Source organism: Gaiella sp. (assembly GCF_035710885.1).
GTDB lineage: Bacteria > Actinomycetota > Thermoleophilia > Gaiellales > Gaiellaceae > Gaiella.
Map to the genome: position 1 here is coordinate 1 of NZ_DASTCS010000031.1, position 25463 is coordinate 25463.

25 protein-coding genes and 1 tRNA gene are annotated in these 25463 nt (G+C 71.8%); 6 read left to right on the forward strand and 20 right to left on the reverse strand.

Annotated features, from left to right (window positions below):
* The 4 genes from VFO26_RS06305 to VFO26_RS06320 all read left to right on the forward strand — a co-directional run.
* Nucleotides 1-493: amino acid ABC transporter ATP-binding protein (locus VFO26_RS06305; protein ID WP_325114066.1), on the forward strand; the 493-nt coding region annotated here is incomplete at its 5' end.
* Nucleotides 490-1410 carry a transporter substrate-binding domain-containing protein gene (locus VFO26_RS06310; RefSeq protein ID WP_325114067.1) on the forward strand — a complete coding sequence of 307 codons (921 nt, stop codon included), beginning with the start codon at nucleotides 490-492 and terminating at the stop codon, nucleotides 1408-1410. The genes VFO26_RS06305 and VFO26_RS06310, both read left to right, overlap by 4 nt.
* A gap of 57 nt (nucleotides 1411-1467) precedes the next feature.
* Nucleotides 1468-2139, forward strand: coding sequence for an amino acid ABC transporter permease (locus tag VFO26_RS06315; RefSeq protein ID WP_325114068.1), 672 nt, complete (start codon nucleotides 1468-1470; stop codon nucleotides 2137-2139).
* Nucleotides 2140-2817 carry an amino acid ABC transporter permease gene (locus tag VFO26_RS06320; protein WP_325114069.1) on the forward strand — a complete coding sequence of 226 codons (678 nt, stop codon included), beginning with the start codon at nucleotides 2140-2142 and terminating at the stop codon, nucleotides 2815-2817. It abuts the gene before it with no gap.
* A 265-nt stretch (nucleotides 2818-3082) separates the two neighbouring features.
* On the opposite strand, the gene VFO26_RS06325 is transcribed toward VFO26_RS06320, so the two are convergent.
* Nucleotides 3083-3298: a hypothetical protein gene (locus tag VFO26_RS06325; protein WP_325114070.1), complete on the reverse strand. Its 216-nt coding sequence runs from the start codon at nucleotides 3296-3298 to the stop codon at nucleotides 3083-3085.
* Between the two features lie 216 nt (nucleotides 3299-3514).
* On the opposite strand from VFO26_RS06325, the gene VFO26_RS06330 reads away from it, so the two are divergent.
* The gene (locus VFO26_RS06330) at nucleotides 3515-4003 is read left to right on the forward strand and encodes a CHRD domain-containing protein (protein ID WP_325114071.1); all 489 of its coding nucleotides are present in this window, start codon (nucleotides 3515-3517) and stop codon (nucleotides 4001-4003) included.
* A gap of 166 nt (nucleotides 4004-4169) precedes the next feature.
* On the opposite strand, the gene VFO26_RS06335 is transcribed toward VFO26_RS06330, so the two are convergent.
* The 15 genes from VFO26_RS06335 to VFO26_RS06405 form a co-directional block, all read right to left on the reverse strand.
* Nucleotides 4170-4475: a hypothetical protein gene (locus tag VFO26_RS06335; RefSeq protein WP_325114072.1), complete on the reverse strand. Its 306-nt coding sequence runs from the start codon at nucleotides 4473-4475 to the stop codon at nucleotides 4170-4172.
* Between the two features lie 134 nt (nucleotides 4476-4609).
* Nucleotides 4610-5251 (reverse strand): class I SAM-dependent methyltransferase, encoded by a 642-nt coding sequence (locus VFO26_RS06340; protein ID WP_325114073.1) that lies wholly within the window; start codon nucleotides 5249-5251, stop codon nucleotides 4610-4612.
* Nucleotides 5252-5362: 111 nt separating this feature from the next.
* Nucleotides 5363-5435 (reverse strand) — tRNA-Val (locus tag VFO26_RS06345).
* Nucleotides 5436-5555: 120 nt separating this feature from the next.
* Nucleotides 5556-6305 (reverse strand): PspA/IM30 family protein, encoded by a 750-nt coding sequence (locus tag VFO26_RS06350; RefSeq protein WP_325114074.1) that lies wholly within the window; start codon nucleotides 6303-6305, stop codon nucleotides 5556-5558.
* Nucleotides 6306-6399: 94 nt separating this feature from the next.
* Nucleotides 6400-8418: a TPM domain-containing protein gene (locus VFO26_RS06355; protein ID WP_325114075.1), complete on the reverse strand. Its 2019-nt coding sequence runs from the start codon at nucleotides 8416-8418 to the stop codon at nucleotides 6400-6402.
* Between the two features lie 51 nt (nucleotides 8419-8469).
* The gene (locus tag VFO26_RS06360; RefSeq protein ID WP_325114076.1) at nucleotides 8470-10074 is read right to left on the reverse strand and encodes a GTPase; all 1605 of its coding nucleotides are present in this window, start codon (nucleotides 10072-10074) and stop codon (nucleotides 8470-8472) included.
* On the reverse strand, nucleotides 10071-11747 hold the full coding sequence (locus VFO26_RS06365) for a hypothetical protein (protein ID WP_325114077.1): 1677 nt from the start codon (nucleotides 11745-11747) through the stop codon (nucleotides 10071-10073). Before VFO26_RS06365 ends, VFO26_RS06360 begins: the two co-directional genes overlap by 4 nt.
* 118 nt (nucleotides 11748-11865) lie before the next feature.
* Complete coding sequence (locus VFO26_RS06370) at nucleotides 11866-13038, reverse strand: acetyl-CoA C-acyltransferase (RefSeq protein WP_325114078.1); 1173 nt, start codon at nucleotides 13036-13038, stop codon at nucleotides 11866-11868.
* 33 nt (nucleotides 13039-13071) lie between these two features.
* Nucleotides 13072-14292 (reverse strand): GNAT family N-acetyltransferase, encoded by a 1221-nt coding sequence (locus VFO26_RS06375; RefSeq protein ID WP_325114079.1) that lies wholly within the window; start codon nucleotides 14290-14292, stop codon nucleotides 13072-13074.
* A 29-nt stretch (nucleotides 14293-14321) separates the two neighbouring features.
* Nucleotides 14322-16478, reverse strand: coding sequence for an ATP-dependent helicase (locus VFO26_RS06380; RefSeq protein WP_325114080.1), 2157 nt, complete (start codon nucleotides 16476-16478; stop codon nucleotides 14322-14324).
* A 101-nt stretch (nucleotides 16479-16579) separates the two neighbouring features.
* Nucleotides 16580-17206, reverse strand: a complete 627-nt coding sequence (locus VFO26_RS06385; RefSeq protein WP_325114081.1) for a hypothetical protein — start codon at nucleotides 17204-17206, stop codon at nucleotides 16580-16582.
* Between the two features lie 9 nt (nucleotides 17207-17215).
* A complete protein-coding gene (locus VFO26_RS06390) occupies nucleotides 17216-18022 on the reverse strand; it encodes a VWA domain-containing protein (protein ID WP_325114082.1) in 807 nt (268 codons plus the stop codon).
* Nucleotides 18023-18075: 53 nt separating this feature from the next.
* Nucleotides 18076-19152, reverse strand: a complete 1077-nt coding sequence (locus VFO26_RS06395; protein ID WP_325114083.1) for an ATP-binding protein — start codon at nucleotides 19150-19152, stop codon at nucleotides 18076-18078.
* Entirely contained in the window at nucleotides 19149-20927 is a 1779-nt protein-coding gene (locus VFO26_RS06400; RefSeq protein ID WP_325114084.1) for a thiamine pyrophosphate-binding protein, read from the reverse strand. Before VFO26_RS06400 ends, VFO26_RS06395 begins: the two co-directional genes overlap by 4 nt.
* Nucleotides 20928-21058: 131 nt before the next feature.
* Nucleotides 21059-21373: a helix-turn-helix transcriptional regulator gene (locus VFO26_RS06405; protein WP_325114085.1), complete on the reverse strand. Its 315-nt coding sequence runs from the start codon at nucleotides 21371-21373 to the stop codon at nucleotides 21059-21061.
* A 54-nt stretch (nucleotides 21374-21427) separates the two neighbouring features.
* On the opposite strand from VFO26_RS06405, the gene VFO26_RS06410 reads away from it, so the two are divergent.
* Nucleotides 21428-22330 (forward strand): GNAT family N-acetyltransferase, encoded by a 903-nt coding sequence (locus VFO26_RS06410; protein ID WP_325114086.1) that lies wholly within the window; start codon nucleotides 21428-21430, stop codon nucleotides 22328-22330.
* A 38-nt stretch (nucleotides 22331-22368) separates the two neighbouring features.
* Here VFO26_RS06410 and VFO26_RS06415 read toward each other — a convergent pair whose 3' ends face one another.
* The 4 genes from VFO26_RS06415 to VFO26_RS06430 are packed head-to-tail and all read right to left on the reverse strand — an operon-like array spanning nucleotide 22369 to nucleotide 25401.
* Nucleotides 22369-22983, reverse strand: coding sequence for a histidine phosphatase family protein (locus VFO26_RS06415; RefSeq protein ID WP_325114087.1), 615 nt, complete (start codon nucleotides 22981-22983; stop codon nucleotides 22369-22371).
* Nucleotides 22983-23732 (reverse strand): adenosylcobinamide-GDP ribazoletransferase, encoded by a 750-nt coding sequence (gene cobS / locus VFO26_RS06420; RefSeq protein WP_325114088.1) that lies wholly within the window; start codon nucleotides 23730-23732, stop codon nucleotides 22983-22985. The genes VFO26_RS06415 and cobS overlap by 1 nt, the downstream gene beginning before the upstream one ends.
* Nucleotides 23729-24793, reverse strand: a complete 1065-nt coding sequence (cobT, locus tag VFO26_RS06425; RefSeq protein ID WP_325114089.1) for a nicotinate-nucleotide--dimethylbenzimidazole phosphoribosyltransferase — start codon at nucleotides 24791-24793, stop codon at nucleotides 23729-23731. The genes cobS and cobT overlap by 4 nt, the downstream gene beginning before the upstream one ends.
* A complete protein-coding gene (locus VFO26_RS06430; RefSeq protein WP_325114090.1) occupies nucleotides 24790-25401 on the reverse strand; it encodes a bifunctional adenosylcobinamide kinase/adenosylcobinamide-phosphate guanylyltransferase in 612 nt (203 codons plus the stop codon). The genes cobT and VFO26_RS06430 overlap by 4 nt, the downstream gene beginning before the upstream one ends.
* Between the last annotated feature and the right edge of the window lie 62 nt (nucleotides 25402-25463).

A 25463-nucleotide genomic window follows, 5' to 3' on the forward strand; every position in this document is an offset into this window, starting at 1 on the left:
CCTCACGCTGGCCGCCCGCCGGATCCGCAAGCTTCCGCGCACGGAGGCCGAGGACCGGGCGCGCGAGCTCCTCGACGTCGTCGGGCTGCCGGAGAAGGCCGGCCAGCATCCGCACCAGCTCTCCGGCGGGCAGCAGCAGCGCGTCGCGATCGCGCGGGCGCTGATGATGTCGCCGAAGGTCATGCTCTTCGACGAGGTCACGTCGGCGCTCGATCCGGAGCTCGTCGGCGAGGTGCTCGTCGTGATGCGCGACCTTGCCCGCGGGCACGGCACGACGATGCTCGTCGTCACGCACGAGATGCACTTCGCCCGCGACGTCGGAGACCGCGTCGTGTTCATGGACGGAGGCAAGATCGTCGAGCAGGGACGTCCTCGAGACGTGCTCGACAACCCCCGGGAGGAGCGGACGCGGCGGTTCCTGCGGCGGTCGCTCGAGCTCACGGGGTCGCTGGACGAACTGACAATCACCGAGGCAGAAGGAGAAGAGGAATGAGGAGAATCATCCTGGCCACGGCAGGGGTCGCCGTCGTCGCGTTCGTCGCGGCGACGATCGGGTCGGCGAAGCCCCTGGCCACGACCGGGGCAGCCGGAGCCGAGGCCAAGGCGCCGGTCTTGCCGAAGTTGCCCGCCGAGATCGCCGATCGCAAGCGCCTCATCGTCGGCGTCAAGTGCGACACGCCGCCGTTCGGGTTCATCGACGTTCGAGGCAAGAACGCGGGCGTCGACGTCGATATCGCGAAGCAGTTCGCCCGATACGCGTTCGGGCGTGCGCAGCGCCTGACATTCGTGTGCGCCCCCACCGCGGCACGCGAGCCTCTGCTGACCACGAACCGCGTCGATCTCGTCATCTCGACGTTCACGTACACCGCCGACCGCGACACGAGAATCGACTTCTCGCGGGCGTACTTCAATTCGACGGGTCGCTTGCTCGTCAAGAACGACTCGGCGATCCAGCGGCTCGCAGACATCCGTGGCAAGCGCGTGGCGACGACGAGCGGCTCGATCTATGACCGCTGGATGAAGCGGTGCTTCACCGACACGCAGGTCATCGTGTTGGACAGCGTCACGAACGCCGTGATCGCCTTCAACCAGGGCCGAGCCGACGCCGTCATGTTCGACGACACATCGCTCGCGCTCATCGCAGCGACAGATCGGTCCTCGAAGATGACCGACGATCTGTTCCTGGAGCAGCCGTACGGCATCGGCATCAAGCAGGGCAACGCCGCGCTCAAGCGGTGGGTCGATGCGCGGCTCAACCTGATGAAGAGGAAGGATCTCTTCGCGCCCATCATCCGAAGCTACATCGCGCCGCGCTTCGTGCCGGCGTTCCTGAGGAACACCCTGCGGCCGACCCAGGACTTCACCTACCGGTCGCCGAGCCTTCCCAGCCTCGACACGGTGTGCCCGTAGGCTGAGACGCCGACGGTGGCGGCCGCTGTGAAGCGGCCGCCACCGTGATCCCTTCTCATGCTTGCCGTCTACGACCTCGGAGCGTTCGTGTCGGAGAACTGGCGCGAGCTTCTCGACGGCTTCGAGAACACCATCAAGGTCTCGGCGATCGCGGTCGTCGGGGCGTCCCTCGTAGGCCTCGTGCTCGGCGCCGCGCGCGCCCACCGCATCCCGGTCGTCAGCCAGCTCGCCGCCGTCTACGTCGAGGTCATCCGGAACACCCCGATCCTCGTCCAGATCTTCATGGTCTACTTCGCCCTCCCGCAGATCGGGATCCGCCTCGACGCATTCACGGCGGCTTGGGTCGCGGTGACGATCTGGGGAGGGGCCTTCAACACCGAGAACTTCCGAGCGGGCTTCGAGGCGGTGCCGCAGCGGTACCGCGAAGCGGGCCTGGCCCTCGGTTTCAGCCCGTTCACGACGTTCCTCAACGTCACGCTCCCGATCGGCGGCCGGATCTCACTCCCCTCGTCGATCAACACCTACATCTCCGTCGTCAAGAACACCTCGCTGATGTACGTGATCGGCTATCCCGAGCTGACGACGACGGCGATCAACATCGCCAACCTGACGCTCGAGACGCTGGAGGCGCTCACCGTCCTCGGCATCGTCTATCTGACTCTCGTCTGGAGCCTCTCGGCGGCGATCCGGCTGCTGGAGGCCCGGCTGGCGCTCCCGGAGTCGAGATAGATGCCGGACTGGGTAGAGCCGGTCGTCCGCTACATCCTGGAGGTCGGGCTGCCGGCGACGCTCAAGGTGTCCGCGATCTCGGTCGTCGGGGCCTCGCTGATCGGCATGGTGCTGGGAACGCTCCTCACCATCCAGTTCCTGTTGTCGCGGGTCGTGATCCGGGGGTACATCGAGGTCTTCCGCGGCCTGCCGATCCTGGTCACCGTGTTCATGGTCTACTTCGGCCTCCCCGCGATCGCCCCGACGCTCGAGTTCGGGCCGCTCACGGCGACGTCGATCGCGCTCATCCTGTGGGGCAGCGCACAGGTCGCCGAAGCGACCCGCGGGGCGGTCGGGTCGATCCCCCGGGAGCAGCACGAGGCCGCGGCGGCGCTCGGGTTCGGCTGGATCGGGCGACAGCGGTCGGTGATCCTGCCGCAGGCGTACCGCCGGCTCCTGCCGCCGCTCGTCGGGCTACTCGTCAACATCATCCAGAACTCGACGCTCGCGGCCGTGATCGGCGGGATCGAGCTGCTCCAGGCAGCGAAGTCGCAATCGGAACGCCTGACGGTCTTCCCGCCCGCAGGGATCGGCGAGATCCACGCAGTCGAGATCCTCGGGTTTGTAATGGTCCTCTTCTTCCTCATCTCGTTCCCGCTCACGCGGCTTGCCGCGTACCTCGAGCGGCGCCTCGTCTGAGGGCGCGCGCGGCTCAGCCGGAGTCGCGCGGGGCGCCCGGAGCCCGGCTCGGGTGCCGCGGTTCGCCCTGACGCCGTCCGGTGTCGGCGCGCGGCCCACTGGGGACGCTCACCAGGTGGCGCGCCGGCTGCTTCTTCGACGCCGCGCGGACGCGGGGCTGCCGACGCGCCACGAGGTTCCAGCCGGAGGAGGCACCCATGACCTCACCGTTCGGAGCTGCCCGCCCGGCCGCATCCCTCACCCGGGGGATCCGCGCGCGGGGGGGTCAGCTACGGAACGAGATCGACCGGGCGCTCTGGGGCACCTCGGCCACGAACGGCCGGCCGCGTACGAAGGTCATCGTCACCGGCGGGTCGTGCGCGACACACGTCCCGCCCATGGTCAGTGTCGTGCACCCTGGCACGGGGCACACCGAGAGCATCCGCCCGCGCGGGCGTATCCGGCCGGTGAGCACCCCTTCGAGCGTTACTGGCTGACGCATGGCGGCACCTCCGGCCGTGGGACTTGCGGCGGAGTACCCGCGCGCCGGTCTTTACAAACTATAAACCATTTGGCCGCTCGAGTGGCGGGACGGGGGCGCCGGCGAAAGGCTCTCGCACCGATTCTGCCGGCGAGACTCGTGGGGCAAACCGAGTCCGCGCGCGCCGCGTACAGCCGAACGACACGGCTTCGCAGCCACGACCGCAAGGAGGAACCGATGCCAGTGAATCGGCGGCTCACGGTCGTCCTGGCGCTCGTCGTAGGGCTCGCAGCGTTGATCGTCACGGCGCCTGCGGGAGCGAGTGACGAGCCCACCAAATGCACCGCGTACGCGGTGATGACGCCCGGGAACGAGGTACGAGACGCAGGCTCGACCGACCCCGTCGTCGACTCCAGAGCGCTCGGCGCCGCGCTCTTCCACATCGACGGGACGACGCTGAGCTTCAGCGTCGCGATCGCCAACCCGGCCGGTGAGACGTTCGTCGCCGGCCACATCCACCCCGGTGCCGCCGGGGTCATCGGGGGCGTGCTCGTCCCGCTGTTTGCCGGGTCGTCCGACCGGAAGCTCTTCTTCCAGGCCGCGCGCATCGGCATCACAGCCGACGCCGCCGCTGCCATCTGCGGCGATCCCGCCGGGCACTACGTCAACTACCACACGACGCAGGACCCACAGGGCGCAGTTCGCGGTCAGCTCCACCGGATCTGACCGGCGATGGGGGGCCGGGGGCACCGGCCCCCGCCCCCCGTCGCGCTCACTCCCGAAGGCCCGAGGACGTCCCCCGGTTTGGTACTACGGCACGAATCGCAGCGCAATAGAGCATTTTGGAAGAACAACAAGTAACGGCGTGGCGGCGAGATCGATGGGCGACGCGTCAAGCCGGCATGCCGAGCCCGATCATGTTGTGGACGGCGAAGAACGTCGGTCGGGCCTCCGTCGGATCCTGCCCGAGCTCCCGGGCAGCGGGCAGGAGCTTGGCGTCGAAGAACTGCCAGAACGCGTCGGTGGACTCCCAGATGTCGACGACGCGCCAACCGCCTTCGTCGCGCGGGCCTGCGATGTGGGCGATGAGCCCGTCGGGCAGGACGTCGGGCTGCAGCGAGCCGAAGATCTTCGTGGTCAAAGCCTCGTACATGTCCTGCGACCCCTCGGGCGTGTCGAGCAGCATTGCAACCGGCACCGGGCACCTCCGTGTGAGCGGGCGTGTTCTGCGACTCTTGCCCCCGAAGGCCGTGTAGTCAACGCTGCAGTCCGGGGAGGCCACGCCGCGTTCCTCGGGAGACGGCGACGCCTCTGCCTCTCGCAGACGCTTCGTCAGGTGGGCGTTGCGGACAGCACCGCGCGCACCACCGCGTCGACCCCCGTACCGGCCGCATCCCGTAGCCGCTCCTCGGCGACGTCGATTCGCCACTCGCGCGGATCGAGAGCGTCCACGGCGGCGTCGACCGAGACCTGCACCTGCCCGGCAGCCGGGCTTGGAGCACCGGTTGCGGGGTCGATGGGGCGGTGGCCAACCAAGAGCAACGTCCCGCCGGGCGCGACACCGGCCCCGAGCCGTCCGACCATCTCGCCGACGGATCCCTGCACATGGACGTACAGGCTGATCACGAGGTCGTGGCAGCGCGGCGGCGGCGCCCAGGTCGCGAGGTCGCCCTCCGTCCACTCGATGCGCTCGGCGACGTCCGCGCCGATCGCCTTCGCTCGCGACCGGGCGATGTCCAGGGCGGTCGCCGAGAAATCGACCGCCGTGACCCGCCACCCGCGTGACGCGAGCCACAATGCCTCGGACCCGTGCCCACAACCGGCGTCGAGGGCGCGCCCCGGGGCCAGATCGGCGGTCTCGGTCAGCAGGTGCGCGCTCGCCCCGCGACCCACGAGCTCGTCCCGATGCTCGCGCACGACCTGCGTCCAGCGCCGTTCCCAGTAGGCCCGATCGAATCTCTCGTTGCTCGTCATGACTCCACGGTCACTGCTCGCGCCGTTCAGGTGCGGGCATCCTGCGGACACGACCCGTGTGCGTTGCCTGCCTCCCAAGGCGAAACCCGCCATTCGCGGCGGGCTTCGTGATGGGCGCTACTGGGCTCGAACCAGTGACCCCCAGCTTGTCGAGCTGGTGCTCTCCCAACTGAGCTAAGCGCCCGATTGCGCCGTCTCCAGCACGTCTCCGAGCTTCGGAGTGGCGAGGTGGCAGTGTACCCGACCCTCCGAGCGGGGACGAGGCGAGGGCGGGAGGCGCAGTCGGCCTCCCGCCCGGGCTCGGCTAGCTCGTCCCGGAGCTGCCCGACGGCAGGGCGGCCCTCGAGCCGCTCGTCAGCTCCGCGAGCCGTGCCTCGACCTCGGCGTTCTCCTCCTCGTCCTCGAGCGCCTCGAACTGCACGTCGAGACGGGACGCGGCCAGCTCTGCCCGGCCGGCGACCTTCGCCTCCTCACGGCGGATCTTCTCCTCGAAGCGCGAGAGCTCACTCGTCGGGTCGGTGAGGTCGATCTCCTTGACGGCGTCCATCACGCCGGCCTGCGCCTCGGCCATCTTGGCCCGCGCGATCAGCTCGTCACGCTTGCTCTCCAGCTCGTCGAGCTTGCTCCGCATGCCCTCGAGCCCGGACTTGAGCCGGCTCACGACGTCGTTCTGTTGTGTGATGGTCGGCTGGAGCGTCTTCACGTCGTCCTCGTAGTCGATCTGCTTCTTGAGAGCGACGCGCGCGAGGTTCTCGAAGGTTGCCGCCTCGGCGGCGTTGCCGGCGCTCCCGAGCTCCTTCGCCTTGCTCACGGCAGCCTGCGCCTTGGAGCCCCACTCGACAGCCGCCTCGGACGCCTCCTTCGCGTCCTCCTCCATCAGGCGGAGATTCCCGATCGTCTGCGCGACGGCCTCCTCCGCCTCGGCGATGTTGTCCTTGTAGTCCCGGATCATCTGATCGAGCATCTTCTCCGGGTCCTCGGCCGAATCGAGCATCGCGTGGATGTTCGCCTTCGTCAGCTGCGCGATACGTCCAAAGATCGTTTGCTGTCCCACCTCGCTACCTCCCTCTCTCAACGACTGCCATCTGAGGTCTGCGACGCCTGTCGACGTCCCGGATCGAGCCCTTCACCGACGCAGGCTGTCGAGGTCAGAATCGTCCTCCCCCTCCCCTGCGTCCGCGCCTGCCGATCCCGCCGAAGCTTCCGGGCCCGAACCCACCGGGGAACGGAAGGCCACCGCCGCCGCCCCCTCCGCCCGAGCCTCCGCCGCGGCCGCCCCGCAGGATGTCGATGAGGATGCCGCCCATGATCACGTCACCGATTGTCCCACCTCCGCCGCCGCCCCCGGGGAGACCGGGGATGCCCATCCCCGGTCCCTGCTCGTAGCCCGAGACGTCCTGCTGAGCGAGCTGCAGAGCCTGACCGGCGAGCCCGTCCGCGGTGCGCGCGTGCTCCAGCCCGATCTGCGGGTCCGTGGCCGAGACGGCGAGCGACTGCTCGAAATGCCGCTTCGCCTCCGCGAGCCGGGTACGCGCCGAGGCGCCGACGGCGCCGCGACGGGTCGTGATGAAGTCCTCCGCAGCCTCGATCTTCGCGCGCACGCCCGACAAGGTCTGCTCGAGCGTCGCCCGGGCGCGGCGCGCCTGCTCCTCCTCCTCGCGAGCGTCGGCGAGCGCGGCGTCGAGCGCCTTGCCCGCCTCCTCGAGGCGATGGAGCGCACCCAGCGGATCCTGCCCGTCCGTCGCCGAGGCGGCGATCTCCGCGGCTGCAAGAGCCTGCTCGCCTCGCGCGACGTGCTCCGCGAGCGACGATTGCTCGCCCGCGAGCGCACGGGCGGCCGTGAGGTCCTCCACGACCCCGGGAATCGCGGCGCGAATCTTGTCATCGGCGTCGGCCAGGTCTGTCGCAAGCCGATCGATCGCGTCGACGAGCTGGCCGGCCTGCCCCGCCGCCTCCTCCGCCCCGCGAATCGCCACCGCTGCCTTGCCGCGGTTTCCCGCGGCGACCTCCGCGTTGCCCTCGGTCACCTCGCCCCGCGCGAACGCGAGCCGCTCGCCCGCCTGCCGCGGGTTGTCGAGCACGCTCGCGACGGCTGCGGGCGCATAGGTCGCAGTCAGTCCGCGCAGCGTCGCCTCGGCACCCGGCAGCCGACCCTCGAGCGCCGAGAGGCGCGTCGCGAGGCCGGCGAGAAGCTCGGGCGCGTTCTGCTCCATCGCGCGCAGCTCGTCGAAGCGATCCACCTCCGCATCGAGCCGGTCGCTCGCCCCTTGCGTGAGGGAGATGATCTCGGTCAGCAGCTCCCGCCGGCTCGTCTCGTCCTCGGGCGTCGAGTCGTCGAGCGCGCGTCGCAGCTGGAACGCCCTTGCGAGGTCGGCCCTGGCGCTCTCCACGGCGGCCGCGAACGGAGCGGCGGTCTCGTCGCCGAACTGCGCGGCGGCGAATGCGACCTCCTGCTCGCTGGTCTTCACCGCGTCGTCGACCTCGACGAGGAGGCCGCTGCCTCGCTTCGAGAGCTCGTCGAGCGAGAGGCGCGAGAGCTCGTCTCCCTCCGTGGCGGCGGCCGGCGTCCCCCGTCCGCGGCGAAGCCAGGAGACGAGCGCCCAGACGAGGCCGAGCAGCACGACCGCGCCGACCAGCGGCCAGAGCCACGACGAGCCTCGGCCGTCGTCGTCTCCGCTCGCACCGTCGCCGCTCGCGTCGGCGAGGGCGTCGGCGGCCGCGACGGCGGCTCCCGCCCAGTCGCCGTCCGAGAGCTCGGGCTCGATCTCGCCGTTGGCGATTCGGGCGAGCTCCTCGTCGGAGAGCGGGAACTGCTCGTCCACCGAGTATGCGTAGGCCCGGTCTTCGGTCGCCACCGCCAGGAGGACGTCCGAGAGCCCGAGGTCGCTGAGCTCGGCGGTCCTGTCGGCCCATTCCTGCGCACCGACCCCGGAGAAGGAGTCGACGTAGGCCACCCAGAGCTGGATGCCGTCCGAGCCTCGGAGGTCGTCGAGCGCCTCCTGCACCTCGTTCGTGCGGTCCTCGAGCGCGCCGACCCGATCCTCGATCTGGTCGCCGAGCCGGAAAGGCTCCACGGGCCATGCGGGCTGCACGAGAACGACTGCGACCGCCGCGATCGCGACGAGCACTGCGACCGTGCGGGCTCCCACACGCGCGGAACGGCTCACCGTGGGCTGAACCTAGCAATCCGCACCCCACGCGCGTGCCCGCTCGCGGGATCAGGGAGCGCGGGCGGTGCGGTCCTCGTCGCCCGTCGCCACGGCGAGCGATCGGCGGAGCGTCTCGTGCGCGGCCAGCTCGCGCTCGACGGGGCCGACGACGAGCTCGTCGGCGACGGCCTCGATCCCCGGGCGGAGCGCACGCTCGGCAGAACGCCGGCGCCGACGCGCACCGGCGGCGTTGACGAGCCGTGTGAGTGAGGCGAGCAGGAGGCCGCCCGCGAGCCCGATGACGACGAGCCACGTTGCGATCGGCGCCCCGTTGCGCTCGGGGAGCGGCACGACGTCCTCGATTCGCAGGAGCCCGGCGACACCCGCGAGGGCGATCCAGAGGGCGCCGACACCGAAGACGGCGGCGACGAGGCGCTGGAGCATGGACGCCACCCACCACCATCGCGGCGCGGACGGCTCGATGTCGGCTGTCCCGACGGCGTGATCGAGCCGGTCGAGGACCCTCGCCTCGTCGGACGCGGCCGACGCCCTGACGAGCCTGGGCCAGGGCGGAGGCAGACCGGCTCCTGCCTCGTCGGCGAGCGCGCGCACGGCCGTCGCGACCTGGGCGCGCTGAACGTCCGTCGCCGGGGGCATCGAGGTCCTGCCGAAACGCTCACCGTCTCCGCCGCCCTCTCCGAGGCGAAGCCGCCGGAGCGGGTCGGGCTTCAGGCGGCGCACCCAACGCACGAAGGGCCACCCGGTGGCAAGCGCGCCCCGGCGGCGGTGTGCCTCTCCGACGGCCTCCACGACACGCGGGACGCCGGCCGCCTCCGACAGGGCCGCGACGAGGCGCTCCCGCTGCTCCTTCCGCACGCCCGGCGGCTGCATGTCACCGCACCACCGCCGCAGCGTCTCCGCCGCGGCCTCGACGTCCGCAGCGAGGCGCGCGACGGCCGCGTCACGCGCCGCAACGCGCTCGACGAGGAGGCTGCGCAGCTCCTCGAGCCCCAGGCCCGTGAGAGCCGAGATGACGAGCACCGGCGTGTCCCGCAGGCCGTCCTCGCCGAGCAGGCGCGTCGCGTCATCCCGCAGCGCCCCTGCCTCGCTCGCCGAGAGGAGGTCGGCCTGGTTGAGGAGGAAGACCATCCCGTCCGCGTGTCTCCTCAGGGGCCGGAGATACCGGTCGTGCAGTGCCGCGTCCGCGTACTTCTGCGGCTCCACGACCCAGACCAGGAGATCGACCAGCTCGACGATCCGGTCGACCTCGAGCCGGTGCGCGGTCTCGACCGAGTCGAAGTCGGGAAGGTCGAGGAGGACGAGACCTTCAAGGCCGTCGCCGTCGACCCGGTGACGCATCCTCACGTCCAGCCAGTCGAGCAAGGTATCCGCGCCGTCGCCCCAGACGGCCGCCCTCGCCTCCGAGGTCGTCGGACGGCGACGGCCGACCGCCGCCGCATCGCCACCGCTCAGAGCGTTGAAGAGCAGCGACTTCCCCGCCCCGGTCGGGCCGGCGAGCGCGGCCACGGTCGACTCGATCCCGAGCCCGAGCCGCGCGCCGGCCTTCTCGATCACCCGCCGCCCGGCCCCGACCTCCTCCGGCTCCAGTCGTCCGTCCGCGACCCGGACGGCTTCGTCGAGCGCGACCAGGCGCGCGTCGAGATCGAGGCTCACGACGCCCGTCTGACCCCGTCGATCGCGGTGTGGAGCCGCGCGACGGCCTCCGCCTCCGGGACCCTCCCCTCGATCAGCCCCGCGAAGCGGTCGGCTTCGTTGCGCAGGATCCGGTCGACGCGATCCACGAGGTCGTCGCGCGCGCGGGCCGCGAGCGCACGGACGGCCTGGTCGCCGAGCAGCGCCTCGAGCAGCTTGTGCCCCACTGCCGACGTGCCGCCGGCCACGACTGTCTCGAGGCCCGTGAGCCCCCCGGTGGAGGCGAACACGGCGAGCATCACGGTGAAGCCCGCGCCGTTCACGCCGAGCGAGGCGAGCCGGGCCGTCGCGCGCTTCGACGACCCCTCCTTCCGCACCAGCTCCATGACGTGCCCCTGCCAGGCCCGCACCTGCTCGCGGGTCTCGGACCGGAGCTCCATGGACGCCTGCGAGAGCCCGGGAGCCGTCTCGACGAGCGCTCGCCCGGCCGGCCGTTCACTCCAGGCGAGCGCTGCGCGCTCGGCGGCGCGCTCCGCCGCGGCTCGCACGACAGCCTCGAGCCGGTGCTCGACGGCCTCTCGGAGCTGGTCGGACGGCATCTCGCGGCCGGTGACGACGCTCGCGAGCCGGTCGCGGAGCGACGCGAGGCGCGACTGCAGCTCACGCATCAGCTCGCCGGTGCCGACGACCTCGTGCCACCGCGCGACGACCTCCCCGCGCAGCAGCGAGCCGCTGCGGAGCGCGTCCTCGATCTCCTGTCGCGCGGACGCGTACGCCAGGTCGGCCTCCGAGCGGAGATCCGCCGCAGCGGCGAGCTGCTCGGCACCGGCTCGCTCGACCGCGCCGGCGCGACCGGGAAGGCTTCGCAGCGCCCCGGTGAGCGTCCTGCGGATCAGCTCCGCCCGCGCCTGCGCGTCGGCGGCGAGCCCGTCGAGCCAGCGGCGTACGGGTCGGAGGTCGACCTCCCGGAGGCGCTCCTGCTCGAGGTGCGTCTCTCCGACCACGAGCAGCACGGCGTCGATGCGCTGCGCTCGCATCATCTCCTGGAGATGCGCAGTCACCTCCCGCTCGGCGTCGCCGGGCACGCGGTTGAGCACGATCGCCAGCGCCGTCCCGCGCTCTCGCGCGGTCGCGAGGAACTCCCACGGGACGGCGTCGGCGTAGCGGGCGGCCGTCGTCACGAACAGCCAGGCGTCTGCGGCCGCGAGAAGTTGGGTCGCAAGAGCGCGGTTCTCCGAGAGCACGGAGTCGATGTCGGGCGAATCCAGCAACGCCAGGCCCGCGGGAACCTCGGGAGCGGGCACGAGGAGAAGCGTCCCCGGCGTAGGCGGGCCGCCGGTCGCCCTCGGCAGCCGGGGCAGGATGCGATCGTCGTCGAACCAGCGCAGGTCGTCCGGATGACAGACGAGCGTCGGCCCGCGGGTCGTCGGGCGGAGGACACCGGCAGGGCTGACCTCCGCGCCGACCAGGCTGTTCACGATCGTCGACTTCCCGGCTCCGGTCGAGCCGCCGACGACCATCAGGACCGGCGCCTTCATCTGCTCCAGGCGCGGCAGGAGGTAGTCGTCCGTCTGGCCGACGAGGTCGTCGCGCGCCCGTCGGGCGTGCGCCGCGTCGGGGAGCTCGAGGTCCAGGCGAAGCGCTGCTAGGTCGTCGCGCAGGCGACGCAGCGCCCCGGGGAGCTCGGGGGTCACGCTCAGGGTTCTCCTGCAGGCATGCGCACGGGGATCACAGCAGGTCGTGTCGCGCTTCGCCGCTCCACGTCACGTATCGACGAGACCCGGCCGACCGCCCTTCCGCCGCTCTGTCGCGTCAGGCACGCTCGAACAGAGCGGCCTGGCCCTGCCCAACGCCGACGCACATCGTCGCGACGCCGTAGCGCCCGCCGCGGCGCCCGAGCTCGTGGAGGAGCGTGACCACGAGCCTCGCGCCCGACATCCCGAGCGGATGGCCGATCGCGATCGCACCGCCGCTGACGTTGACCCTCTGTGGGTCGAGGCCGAGCTCGCGGATCACTGCGACGGACTGCGAGGCGAACGCCTCGTTGAGCTCGACGAGGTCGAGCTGCTCGACGCCGACGCCGGCTCGGTCGAGCAGCTTGCGGACCGCCGGCACCGGGCCGATCCCCATCACGGCGGGATCGACTCCTGCCACGGCCGAGCCGCGGAACGTGCCGAGCGGCTCGACGCCCAGCGACCGGGCCCGGTCGGCGCTCGCCACGACGAGAGCCGCCGCGCCGTCGTTGATGCCGCTCGCATTGCCGGCCGTCACCGTGCCCTCCGCGGCGAAGGCAGGTCGGAGCGACGCCAGCTTCTCGGCCGTCGTCTCCGGGCGCGGGTGCTCGTCGCGCTCGAGCTCCCCCGCCGCGACGAGCTCGTCGGCGAACCGCCCGTCCGCGTCCGCCTCCGCCCAGCGGCGCTGCGACTCGAGGGCGAACGCGTCCTGCTCCTCGCGCGAGACCTGCCAGCGGTCCGCGACGTTCTCACCCGTCTCCCCCATCGTGGCCGTGGAGAAGCGCTCCGCGTAGCGCGGGTTGACGAACCGCCAGCCGAGCGTCGTGTCGTGCATCACCCGGTCGCCCCTGGGGAACGCAGCGTCGGGCTTGGCTGTGACGAGCGGCGCCCGGCTCATCGACTCGACGCCGCCGGCCACGAAAAGGTCGCCGTCCCCCGCGATCACGGCATGGCAGGCGCCGACCACTGCCGCCAGCCCCGACGCGCAGAGACGGTTGACGGTGACCCCGCCGACCGTGTCGGGCAGACCCGCGAGCAGGGCGGCGAAGCGCGCGACGTTGCGGTTGTCCTCGCCCGCCTGGTTCGCACAGCCGAGCCAGACGTCCTCGATCTCCCGGGGCGGCGCCCCGGCCCGCTCGACGGCCGCCGCCACCGCGAGGGCGGCGAGGTCGTCCGGGCGGACGCCCGCGAGGCCGCCGCCGTAGCGACCCACCGGCGTGCGCACGGCCGAGAGGATCACCGCGTCCGGCATGGCGTGACCTTATCCGCCCCGGCGTGCCCCCTCTCAGAAGATCTCGGGGCACCATGGCGCAGCGGACGTGCGGAACAGCTCGTCCGCCCTCTCGATCCCGCCCCGGGCGACTTCCTCCGCGAGCCCTGCCCGTGCGAGCTGCGCGAACGACAGCCCACCGAGGAACGCCGAGCCGAGGCCCGACACGGCGACGCGAACGTCGGGGCGGCGCCTGGCGGGTCGCACGTGGCCGTCCTCGATCGTCCACGAGCCAACGTTCTCGGGAAAGTGGGGATCGGACGCGACCTCGATCGTGGCGCGGCCCGGCGACCCGTAGGCCCGGCCCGCAAGAGCGGCGGGGACGTCCACGACCCGCAACCAGAGAGCGTCCCAGACGGAGAGCCGCAGCTTGTTGATGCGGTCGACGAGCAGCGGCAGCGGATGGTCGAGCGGCAGGTGGCTCCCCGAGATCCGGTCGACCCAGTCGATCTCGAGCAGGAACCGCCACACGTCGCGCGTCGCCCCGTCGTCGACGCCGAAGGCCTCGTTGACGCGAACCGTCTTCGTCCACGTCTCCGGAGTCGAGCCGTCCTGTGCCAGGCGGTAGAGCGCGTAGCCCACCGGCCGTCCGTCGCGCTCCGCGAGCGCGCGCACCAGCGGCCCGGCTCCGCGCCGCTGCTCCGGCCTGTCGTCGAGGCGTCGGGACTCCCACCAGTCGCGGGAGCGGACGATCATGCCCGGCGTCCTCTTCGCCACGCGGTCGTACACGCGGGGCAACGCCTTCAGCGCCTCGTCGTGGGCCACCAGCCGCAGCGAGGCGTCACGTGGAAGATCGCTCCTGATCGCGACGGAGCTCCGCTCGGCGTCGAAGTTGAAGGACGTCGAGGCCAGCCCGTAGCCGAAGCGGCCGTAGATCGTCTCCTCGGAAGCCCAGAGCGCCGCTATCGGCTCACCTCTCTCGCGCACGTCGGCGAGCTGCACGTCCATCATCCGGCGCAGCAGGCCGCGCCGCCGATGCGAGGGAAGCACGCCGACGACGGTCACTCCCGCGCACGCCATGTCTCCACCCGGGACCGTCAGCCGGAACGGGAAGACGCCGGCGCCCGCGACGATGCGGCCGTCGTCGAGGACGGCGTGCATCCGTTCGAGCGGAAGCAGCCGCGAGAAGCGCTCGGCGTCCTCCTTGGTCGGGTACCAGCCGAAGTAGTGCCCGATCGCGGAGAGGGCGGTGCTGAGCTCGTCGTGGTCGCGAACCGTGCGGACCCGGAATGCCATGGCTCCGATCCTACGTCCGTGGATCTCGGCTAGAGCTTCTCGAGCGGGGCGTACTCGATCATCAGCCGGCGCTCGCTGCCGTCGGCGGCGAATCGCACCGTGACGACGCCGTCCGGCTCGATCCGTGTGACGACCCCCTCGCCGAGCGAGCCGTGACGCACGGAGTCGCCTGTCGAGAGCGTGGGTAGCGTGCGCTCGTCGCGCGGCGTGACCTGCCGCTCGGACTGGGCGTAGCCCGACCACGAGGCCGGCCGCAGCCGCTCGCGCACGACCGACGGCGGAAGCTCGTCGAGAAAGCGGGAACCGAGGTTGTACTCACGCCGCCCGTACAGCGAGCGGGCGGTGGCGTGGGTCATCGTCAGCCGCTCCATCGCGCGCGTCATGCCCACGTAGGCGAGCCTCCGCTCCTCCTCGACCTCGTTGTCCTCGATCGACCGGGAGTGCGGGAAGATCCCCTCCTCCATCCCGATCAGGAAGACGACCCGGTACTCGAGCCCCTTGGCGTTGTGGATCGTCATCAGAGTCACCTGGGCGGTGTCGCTCGCGAGCGTGTCCTGGTCGGACTGGAGCTGGACCTCCTGGAGGAAGCCGGCGAGGGTCGGGTCGTCGACGCGCGCTCGGAATTCCTGGGCGGAGCCGACCAGCTCCGACAGGTTCTCGATCCGGCCCCGCGCCTCGATCGTCCGCTCCGCCTCGTAGGCCTCGATCGTTCCCGACCTCTGCAGGACCGCCTCGACGAGCTCGTCGATCTCCAGCTCCTGGGCAGCCGACATGAGCGACTCGACGACCGTCCTGAAGCCGCGGATCGCGCGGACGCCGGCCGTCGCGACCCCGGCCGCCTCGGGATCCGCGGTCGCGTCCCAGAGCGAGATCCCGAGGGCCTCCGCGTGCGACACGAGGCGTTGGATCGTCGTGTTCCCGATGCCGCGCCGCGGGCGGTTGGCGATCCGCATCAACGCGACCGCGTCGTCCGGGTTGTCGATGAGCGAGAGGTAGGCGACGGCGTCCTTGATCTCTGCGCGCTCGTAGAAGCGCGGGCCACCGATCACCTGGTAGGGCACCTGCTGGCGCACGAGCACGTCCTCGAGGACGCGCGACTGGGCATTCGTCCGGTAGAAGACCGCGATCTCGGAGGCGGAGTACCCGGACTCCACGAGCCGCGCGATCTCGGCGGCGACGAACCGCGCCTCGGCGTGCTCGTCCTCCACCTCGACGACCTCGACGGGGTCACCCGTGCCGAGCTCCGACCACAGCCGCTTCGGCTTGCGGTCGCGGTTACGGTCGATCACCGAGTTCGCCGCCTCGAGGATCGCGTTCGTGGAGCGGTAGTTCTGCTCGAGCGCGATCGTGTCGGCGCCGCCGAAGTCCTTCTCGAAATCGAGGATGTTGCGGATGTCCGCGCCGCGAAAGCCGTAGATCGACTGATCGGGGTCACCGACGGCGAACACGTTCCGGTGCTTGGCCGCGAGCAGCTGCAGGAGACGGTACTGAGCATGGTTCGTGTCCTGGTACTCGTCGACGAGCACGTGTCGGAAGGACGACTGCCACCGCTCGAGGGCTTCCGGGAAGCGCTCGAGCACGTCGACGGTGAGCATCAGGATGTCGTCGAAGTCGACGGCGTTGGAGGAGAAGAGCTTGCGCTGGTAGAGCTCGTACACCTCCGCAACCGTCTGATCCCAGAACGACGCGACGCGGGACATGTACTCCTCCGGCGAGACGAGCTGGTTCTTGGCGTTCGAGATCTGGGCGTGGATGCCCCGTGGGGTGAAGCGCTTCGGATCCTTGCCGAGCTCCTCCAGGCACGCCTTGACGACGCGCACCTGGTCGGCCTGGTCGTAGATCGTGAACGACGAGCGGTAGCCGAGCCGCTCCGCCTCGCGGCGCAGCATGCGCCCGCACGCAGCGTGGAACGTGAGAATCCAGATCGCGCGGGCGGTGCGGCCGAGGATGCGCTCGAGCCGCTCGCGCATCTCGGTGGCGGCCTTGTTCGTGAACGTGATCGCGAGGATCTCGTTCGGCTTCACGCCGTGTGCACGAATCAGGTGCGCGACCCGGTGCGTGAGGACGCGGGTCTTGCCGGACCCCGCGCCGGCGACGACCAGGAGCGGGCCGTCCACGTGGAGCACGGCCTCGCGCTGCGCCGGATTGAGGCCGGCGAGGAGCTCCTCGTGCGGGGTGACGGTCACGCGCCGATGCTAGCCGCGCCCTCCGGAGACGAACCCCACGTGTCCCTTCCGGCCGTGGCTTCGTGCCTGGCACCAGGACACGTCCCTTTCCGGCGCGCGTATCACCCCATGCCGAGCGAGATCACGCCGCGATCGATCAGCCCCTGCGTGAAGGCCTGCACCGGGAGCAGCTTGACCCCGTAGGCGTCGCGGAGGAACCACTCGAAGTACACGAACGAGCTCGAGCGAACGGTGCCCAGCCGCTCCAGACGGCCGAGGTCGCACACGGCCAGCTTCGAGCGGAGCTCGGGTCGGTCGAGGAAGACGGTCACGAGGCCGTCGAGGTCGCGCTCGGTGTCGCCGAGCAGCATCGTCGGCGTCGCGCTCGTCAGCCGGTCGACGCCGAGGAACCCGTTCCGGAGCTCGAAGCGGCTCTCCTCCCGACGCCAACGCACCACCAGGCGAGCAGCCTCGGCCGCGACGACCACGACGTCGTCGAGCTCGTGGCGGCAGTGCGTGGTGAACGCGGCGAGCACCTCGCCCTGGGTCGTCGACAGCGGGGCCCACTCGATCGGCCGCCCGGCCGCGCGCTCCCCGAGCGCCCGGAGCACGGCCTCGCGCCGGGCGGCGCCCAGCAGGCCGTCCGCCTCGAGCTCCTCCACGAGCGCGGCCGACACCGCGCCCGCGGGCAGCCCGCCGATCCGCTCGTCGGTCAGCGCCTCGAGGGCCTCGGCGTGCTCGTCCGACATCGACTGCACCTACGCGGCCCTCCCGACGACGGCGAGGAAGACCTCGGGGGCGACCTCCGAGATCGGCAGGTGGATCCCTCCGGCAGCCTCCGCCAGCGCCGGCCCGCAGCTCTCGTCGGCGCGACCGGGCGGCACGGCGTCGACGACGACGCAGCCGACGCGCGCGCGGCGGAGCAGGCGCCCTTCGGCGAGAACGTCCCCGAGCGCGTCGCCTCCGCGGCGCAGCGGGACGTTCGGAAGGCCGTCGGTGACGCACACCACGAGGGGCCGCGCGTTCGGGCGCTTGTGCAGCTCCTGGCGCAACACGCGCCGCGAGAGCTCGAGTGCCCCGGCCAACGGTGTGCGACCGCTCAGCGGCACCCGCTGCAGGCAGTCGGTTGCGAGCGCGAGGCTCCGGGTCGGGCGCAGCGCCAGAGTCGCCTCCGCGACACCGCTCTTGAAGGCGACCACGGAGACCCGGTCGCCGCGCGCCGCGGCATCCTCGAGCAGGCGGAAGACGAGCCCCTTCACGTGCTCGACGAGGCGGTCGGCGTGGAGGGAGTACGAGTTGTCGACCACGAAGCACACCTCCAGCGGGACGCGATGCTCCCGCACCTTCCGGCGCACGTCCTCGGCGGCGACGACGAACGGCTGCGCACGGCGGCCGGCCCGGGCGGCGGCCGCGCGGACGGTCGCGTCGAACGCGACGTCGCGGTCCCTGCGCGCGGCGAGACGAGAACGCGAGTACTTCCCGCGGCGAAGGGCGACGAGCGACCGGTCGCGTCGACCGATCGCTCCGCGCTCGAGCCGATCGGGTGACACGGGGCGGTCGAGCACGCGCTCGGCGTCGACCTCGAGCTCGGCGACACCGGGACGACCGTCGAGCTCTCCTAGCTCCGTGTCGGTCCCGGCTTCACCGGGACCGCCGCTTTTTTTTCGGTCGTCTCCGCATCGAGGGCGTCGTCGAGGATGCGCCTGAGGAGCCGTTCGTCCAGTCCGGGTCCGGGCTCGAACGGGTCGACGGCGACGCGGTGACCGAGCGCGAGCCCGGCGGCGTCGAGCAGGTCGCCGGGCTCCACGGCGATGCGCCCGTCGAGCGCCGCCAGCCCCTTGGCGCACTGCAGGATCGTCACATCCGCGCGGTGGCTGGCGACTCCCGAGCCGGTGACGAGCCGCGCGATGGCGCGGTAGAGGCCCGGGGCGACGGACACGGTGGCCACCCGCTCCCGGGCGGACTGGACCGTCTCGGCGAGGTCGGCCTGCGCGCCGCCCCAACCGGCGGCGAAGCCGGCCGGGTCGGCCGTGAACGCTTCACGGCGGCGGATCACCTCGGCCCTGCGGCCCGGATCCGCCAGCGCCTCGACGACGATCCGCAGCCCGATCCGGTCGGCCAGCTGAGGGCGGAGGTCACCCTCGTCCGGGTTCATCGTGCCGACGAGCAGGAAGCGGGCCGGGTGGGAGACGGAGACACCCTCCCGCTCGACCACGTTGACGCCGAGCGCCGCGGCGTCGAGCAGCACGTCGCAGATGTGGTCGTCGAGCAGGTTGATCTCGTCGACGTAGAGGATTCCGCGGTTGGCCTCCGCGAGGAGCCCCGGCTCGAGAGCCATCACGCCCTCGCGCAGCGCCCTCGCGATGTCCACGGAGCCTGCGACGCGATCCTCCGTGGCGTTCAGCGGGAGGTCGACGACGCGCACACGCCGCCGGTGGGAGCCGAGGCGCTCCCCCCTCCTTACACGCTCCCGGCAGGCGGCGCAGGGGTCGGCCGGGTCGCACGAGAACGGGCAGTCGGCGACGACCTCGATCTCCGGCAGGAGCTCGGCGAGGCCGCGCACCGCCGTCGACTTGCCCGTGCCGCTCGGGCCCTCCACGAGCACCCCGCCCACCGCCGGGTTGACGGCGTTGACCAGGAGCGCCTGCGCGAGGCGCTCCTGGTCGACGATGGCGGTGAACGGATACAGGCTCACGACAGGACGAGCGGCTTCCCGAACGTCGGCTCCGCCTGCGGGATCGGGGCGAAGTGCCAGGTCCCGATCAGGGGCACCGCCGTGTCGCGGTTGACCTTGACGTCGATCACGTACGGCGTCCCGGCGGCGAGCGCCGTCTCGAAGGCCGACGCGAGGTCGCCGGGCTGCTCGACGGAGATCCCACCCGCCCCCATCGCCTGCGCCATCTTGGCGAAGTCCGGGTTCCAGAACTCCCCCGTCGACTGCTTGACGAAGCTCGTCCCGATCTCCCGTCCGTCCATGTAGAACCGCTGAAGGTCGCGGATCACCCCGATCGTGTAGTTGTTGAAGATCACCCAGACGGCGGGGATCCCGTACTCCGTCGCGGTCGCGACGGCTCCGGGGAACATCATGAAGCTGCCGTCGCTGGTGACACACACGGCGGGCTGGTCCGGTCGCGCCAGCTTCAGCCCGAGCACCCCGTACGTGCCGAAGCCCATCCCCGCGAAGCCGCCGGGCGTGAAGACGGTCTGGGGGCCGTAGACGTCCCAGTACTGCTCGACCCACGTCTGGTGGTTCCCGGTGTCCGTGATCATCAGCGTGTCGTCCGGCGCTGCGGCCCGGAGCTCCTTGACCACGCGTCGCGGGTCGATCGGGACCTCGTTCGACGCCTTCTCCTGCTCGATGAAGTTCGTCCACTCCTCCTTGTAGGCCTCGACCTGGTCGTGCCACGGCGAGCGGTCGCGCTTCGGGCCCTGCTCGGCGAGCGAGAGGAGCTGCTTCAGGACCTCGCGCACGTCTCCGACGATCCCGAGCTCCGTCGGGTAGTTCCGGCCGATCTCCTGCGGGTCGATGTCGACGTGGATCAGCTTCGTGGGCGGGATGTTGTACGTGTAGCCGGGCAGCCACGACGAGCTGTGGATGTCGGAGAAGCGACAGCCCAGCGCGAGGATCACGTCCGCGTTCCGGGCAGCCTCCTGCGCGGGGTACTCGCCCCAGCAGCCGGCGATCCCGAGATGCAGCGGGTGACGCGCCGAGAGGGCGCCCTTGCCCATGAAGCTCGTGTAGACCGGGATGTTCACGTGCTCCGCGAACGCCTGGAGCTCGGCGCTCGCCTCGGAGCAGACGATCCCGCCGCCCGCGAGGATCAGCGGCCGCTTGGCTCCGAGCAGCATCTCGAGGGCCTTCCCGACTGCCTCGGGCGAGCCCGGGGTGCGCCAGTTGAGCTGCAGAGAGTGCTCCGCGGGATCGGGAACCTCGACCTCGGCCTTCGTCACCCAGAGGTCGTACGGGACGTCGATGTGGACAGGGCCGGGCCGCCCTTCACGGGCGATCTTGAACGCCTTCGGCACGAACTTGCCGAGATCGCCGACGGAGTGGGCCTGGAAGCTCCGCTTGGTGATCACCTTCGCGATGCTCGGGTAGTCGGACTGGAAGTAGCGGTACTCCTCCTGCAGCGCCCCGGAGTCGTACTGGGTCGTCGCCACCTGGCCGGTGATCGCGATCAGGGCGGACGAGTCGTAGAACGCGTTCGCAACTGCGGCCGTGAGCAGCATCGGCCCGGGGCCGGTGGAGGTGTACACGGGGATCACCTCGTGGCTGACGCGGTAGTACGCGTCGGCCATGTAGGCGGCGCCCGTCTCGATGCGGGGGAAGACGACCTTGATCTCGTCCTGTCGGTCGAAGACGCCGTCCAGGAGACCGACGGCGCCGTGCCCCGCGTAGCCGAACAGGTAGGGCACCTTCTCGCGGATCAGGTACTCGACGACCAGGTCTGCGCCGCGCATCTCGCTCATGCTGCGCTCCCTTCAGGCTCGATAATCGATGACCGATCGATCATTACCGTGGTCAGGCTCGCGGGGCAACCGCAGAAACCCGCAGCCGCCGCCTCGGCCAGGACGCTTCGAGAGCCTCAGACCGGCCCGCGTCACGACAGCACGGCGCGCACGGCCCCGGTGAAGTCCTCCCAGGCGCGACGCCGCTCCGCGAGCTCCCTCACCCCGCGACGGGTGAGCCGGTACACGCGGCGGCGGCGCCCTTCGACCGTGCTCCAGCTGCTGGTCACGACACCCTGCCGCTCGAGCCTGTACAGCGCGGGGTAGACCGTTCCCTCGGCGAGGTCGAGCACATCGTTGCTGCGCTCCCGCAGGAGCTCGACGATCCGGTAGCCGTGCGCGGGCTCGTCTGCGAGGACCGCGAGCAGCAGAAGGTCGACATGACCCTTCAGTACCTCGGCTCGCATACCTTCGAGGCTATACCTAGCAAAACTAGGCGTCAAGACGGATACGCTGTCGCGATGCTGAGAGAAGGCACCTTCGACGACATCCCGCGCGCGGCGGCCATGCGCCAGCGTGCGTGGCCGGAGTCGATCGTCACGGAGGAGGGCATGCGCCACAGCCTCGGCGCGGTCCCGGCGACGGCCGAGCAGGCGCTGTTCGCCTTCGAGGAAGGGAGCGAGATCCTGGGCTGGGCGACTGCCGGCCGCCCCTGGTGGGTGGCGGCCCCCGACGCGGGGACCCTCACCATCGCGGTCGAGCCGAGCCGTCGCGGGGAGCGCATCGGCTCGGCGCTCGCCGAGGCTGCCGACGCCCACCTGGCACGCCTCGGGATCCGGAGGACACGAGCCGGGTCGCTCGACGAGCCGGCTGCGCGGGCGCTCGCTCGGCGCCGCGGCTTCGCCGAGCTGGGCGCGTCCACCGTCTCCGCAGTCGACCCGCGAACGGTCGAGCCCCTCCCCGTCCCGTCGGACGTCGCGCTCGTTCCCTTCGCAGAGCTCGACGACCCGGTGCCGGTGTACGAGCTCGACCTCGAGGTCTCGAAGGACATCCCGAACGAGGAATACGACGCGATGGAGCTCGAGCAGTGGATCGCGGAGTTCTGGAAGACGCCGCTCGTCGACGAGGACGCAAGCCTCGCGGCCTTCGTGGACGGCCGGCTCGCCGCGGTCACGATGATCCGGGTCGACCGCCCGAGCGGCCGTGCGAAGAACGACCTCGCCGGCGTCCGCGCGCCCTACCGGGGCCGCGGGCTCGCCGCCGTGATCAAGTCACACAGCCTTCGCCGCGCGGCGGAGCTCGGCGCGACGATCGCGCTGACGGACAACGACGAGACGAACGCGCCGATGCTCGCCGTCAACACGAGGCTCGGCTACCGGCCCTACGCCCGCCGGCTGGCGTGGGAGCGGGCACTCGGCGGCTGACGCGCGCCCCAGCGCAGTCCGGCCCAGACGTCGGCCCCTCACACCGTGAGCCGTGCCCCCGCGCTCACGCGATTGACGCATCGCACGATCGGCTCCCCTCCGAGCCACGCGATAGCCGTGACCGACGCAGGGTCGACGGCGAGGCGAAAGATCCGCTCCGGCGCCAAGCCGAGGACGCTGTGCAGGACGGCACGGACGATGCCGCCGTGCGTGACGGCGACCACCGTCTCACCCTCGTGCGCGGTGCGAAGCGCGGAGACGGCGGCGTCCGACCGTGCGTGGAGATCGGCATAGCTCTCACCGCCGGGGAACCGAACCGCCGTGGGCGTCGTCATCCACGCCGCGTACAGATCGGGGAGCGACGCGGCGATCTCGTCGTACGTCCGTCCTTCGAGGTCACCGAAGTCGAGCTCGCGGAGGTCTGGCTCGATCCGGACATCGAGCCCGTGAGGCTCGGCGATCGCGGCCGCGGTCTCCACGGCACGCACTCGTGGGCTCGCGACGACCGCGACGACCTGCTCCGGGGCGAGTGCGCGGGCGAGGGCGGCGCACTGCGAGCGGCCGTGCGCCGAGAGCCCGACATCGAGCGTCCCGTAGCACCGCCCGCGCGCGGACTCCTCGGCCTCCGCGTGACGGACGAGGACGAGCAGCATCAGAGCGCCGCGACGAACGCCACCAGGCCGGCCGTCTCACAGAGCTTCGCGGTCGCACCGAGCGTGTCGCCGGTCACCCCACCAAGCCAGGCACGGAAGAAAACGAGCAGCAGTGCCGCGGTGACGGCGGCCGCGGCGAGCGCAACGAGGCCGGGCCGGCCGCCGGCAACGGCGAGAAGGGAGGCCAGACCGAGGCCGACGAAGACTCCCGTCCAGCCGATCCCCTCCAGCACGCGCCCCTGGCCGCCACCCTCCCGGGCGTACGGGAGCGCGCGGGCGAGCGGCAGGATCGCCGCCCGACCCGCGCCGCCGGCCACCACCCCGGCCAGCAGGGCATCGTCGCCGACGGCGAGTGCCGCAATCGCCGAGGCGTCCACGAGGCAGACGACGACGACCGCCACGGCCCCGAACGCCCCGACGGCGTGGTCACGCATGATCTCGAGCGCCCGCTCCCGGCTCGTGCCTCCGAGGGCGTCCGCCGTGTCGGCCAGCGCATCCAGGTGCATCGCCCCGGTCAGTAGCGCGGCCAGGCCGACGGCGAGCGCACCCGCGACGAGCCCCGGGAGGCTGGGAGCGAGCGCGTCGGCGAGCAGGCCGGCAGAGCCGCCCACGGCCGCGCCGACGAGTGGAAAGAGCGCCGCGCCACGCGCGACATCCGCCGCGTCGAGGGCCACGAGTCGGCCGACCGGCACCCGCGTCAGGAAGGCGATCGCCGCGAGTCCGGCTCTGAGCGGGAGCGAGTCGGTCATCGGCCCGTATCGCTGACACCGGCCTCCGCGAACGTCGCCATCTCGACGAGGATCGCGCGCGCCGCGGCGAGCAAGGGTAGCGCCAGAGCCGCGCCACTACCCTCGCCCAGCCGCAGCCCGAGGTCGAGCAGGGGGTCGAGGCGAAGTGCTTCGAGCACGAGCGCGTGACCCGGCTCCGGCGAGCGGTGCGAGGCAACGAGGTAGCCCTCGAGCGCGGGGGCGAGCCGCGCGGCGACGAGCGCCGAGACGCTCGAGATGTAGCCGTCTACGAGGACGACCGCGCGCCCACCGGCGGCACCCAGCGCGACGCCCGCGAGCACCGCGAGCTCGAACCCGCCGACAGCAGCGAGGGTCCCGAGCGGGTCGTCGGCGCGTGGCGCGTTGACGGCGAGCATGCGGCCCACGACCTCCACCTTGCGTGCCACGCCCGCCTGGTCGAGGCCCGTCCCTCGGCCGCACGCCACGGCCGGATCGCAGCCGAGCAGCGCGCAGGTGACCGCCGCCGCGACCGTCGTGTTGCCGATTCCCATCTCGCCCAGGGCGACGACCCCGGCGCCGGAGTCGACAAGCTCACGTCCGAGCGCTGCGCCCCGGGCCACACCGTCGACCGCGATGCGACGCTCCATCGCCGGGCCCGCTGCGGCGTTCGCGGTGCCCCGGCCGAGCGCGAGGTCGCGCAGCCCCGGCACGACGGGCGGCGAGACCACGCCCGCGTCCACGATCACGAGGCGCGCCCCCGCGATCCGGCAGAGGACGGCGACCGCCGCGCCGCCGCCGGCGAAGTTCGCGAGCATCTGGCCGGTCACTTCCTGCGGATACGCGCTCACGTCCTCGTGGGCGACACCGTGATCGCCGGCGGCGACCACGACCACCGGGTCGAGCGGCGCGGGCCGCGTCGAGCCCCGCACGGACGCGATCCGGGTCGCCAGGTCCTCGAGCGTGCCGAGGCTTCGACGCGGCTTCGTCTTCGCGTCGAGCGCCGCGCGCGCATCGCGTTCGACTGCAGGGTCGAGCGGCGCGAGGCCCCGTACGGGGCCGTCGAGCGGCGCGTCGACGCTCACGCTCCCTCACCGCGTGGCGGGACGAGCACCGTCGACGGCTCGAGCGGGAGCAGCCGGCCCGCCACGACCAGCACGGCGCGCCCCGACGCCTCGACCCAGATCCTGTTGACCGTCCCGAGGAGGTCGCGGTACGCGCGGCCGAGCGGTGTCGCGGGCACGATCCCGAGGCCCACCTCGTTCGTGACCGCGATCGTGAGGCCGGCTCTCGCGGCAGCCGCGTCGGCACACGCGGCCGCAGCGGCCTCGACGACCGTGGCCCCGTCGCCGCGGAGCATCAGGTTCGAGACCCAGAGCGAGAGGCAGTCCACGACGCAGGTCGCGCCCCCCTCGACCGACGCGAGCGCGCGGGCGAGGTCGAAGGGCTCCTCGACCGTCACCCATCCGCTCGGCCGCTCCGCGCGATGCGCTGCGATGCGCTCCGCCATCTCCTCGTCCAGCGCCTCGGCGGTCGCGACGAACGAAACCTCCGCGCCGGCGCTGGACGCCAGCTCGAGCGCAAGGCGGGACTTGCCGCTGCGCGCGCCGCCGAGGAGGGTGACGAGGCTCAGGGGCCAGCCTCCGTTGGCCCACGAGCGGAGAGGGGCACGGGGGACCGGGAGGTTCCCCACGCTCTCCAGAGGAAGAAAGCTCGCGCGGGAAACGTGGTTTCCCCCGCGAACGCCAGCCGGAG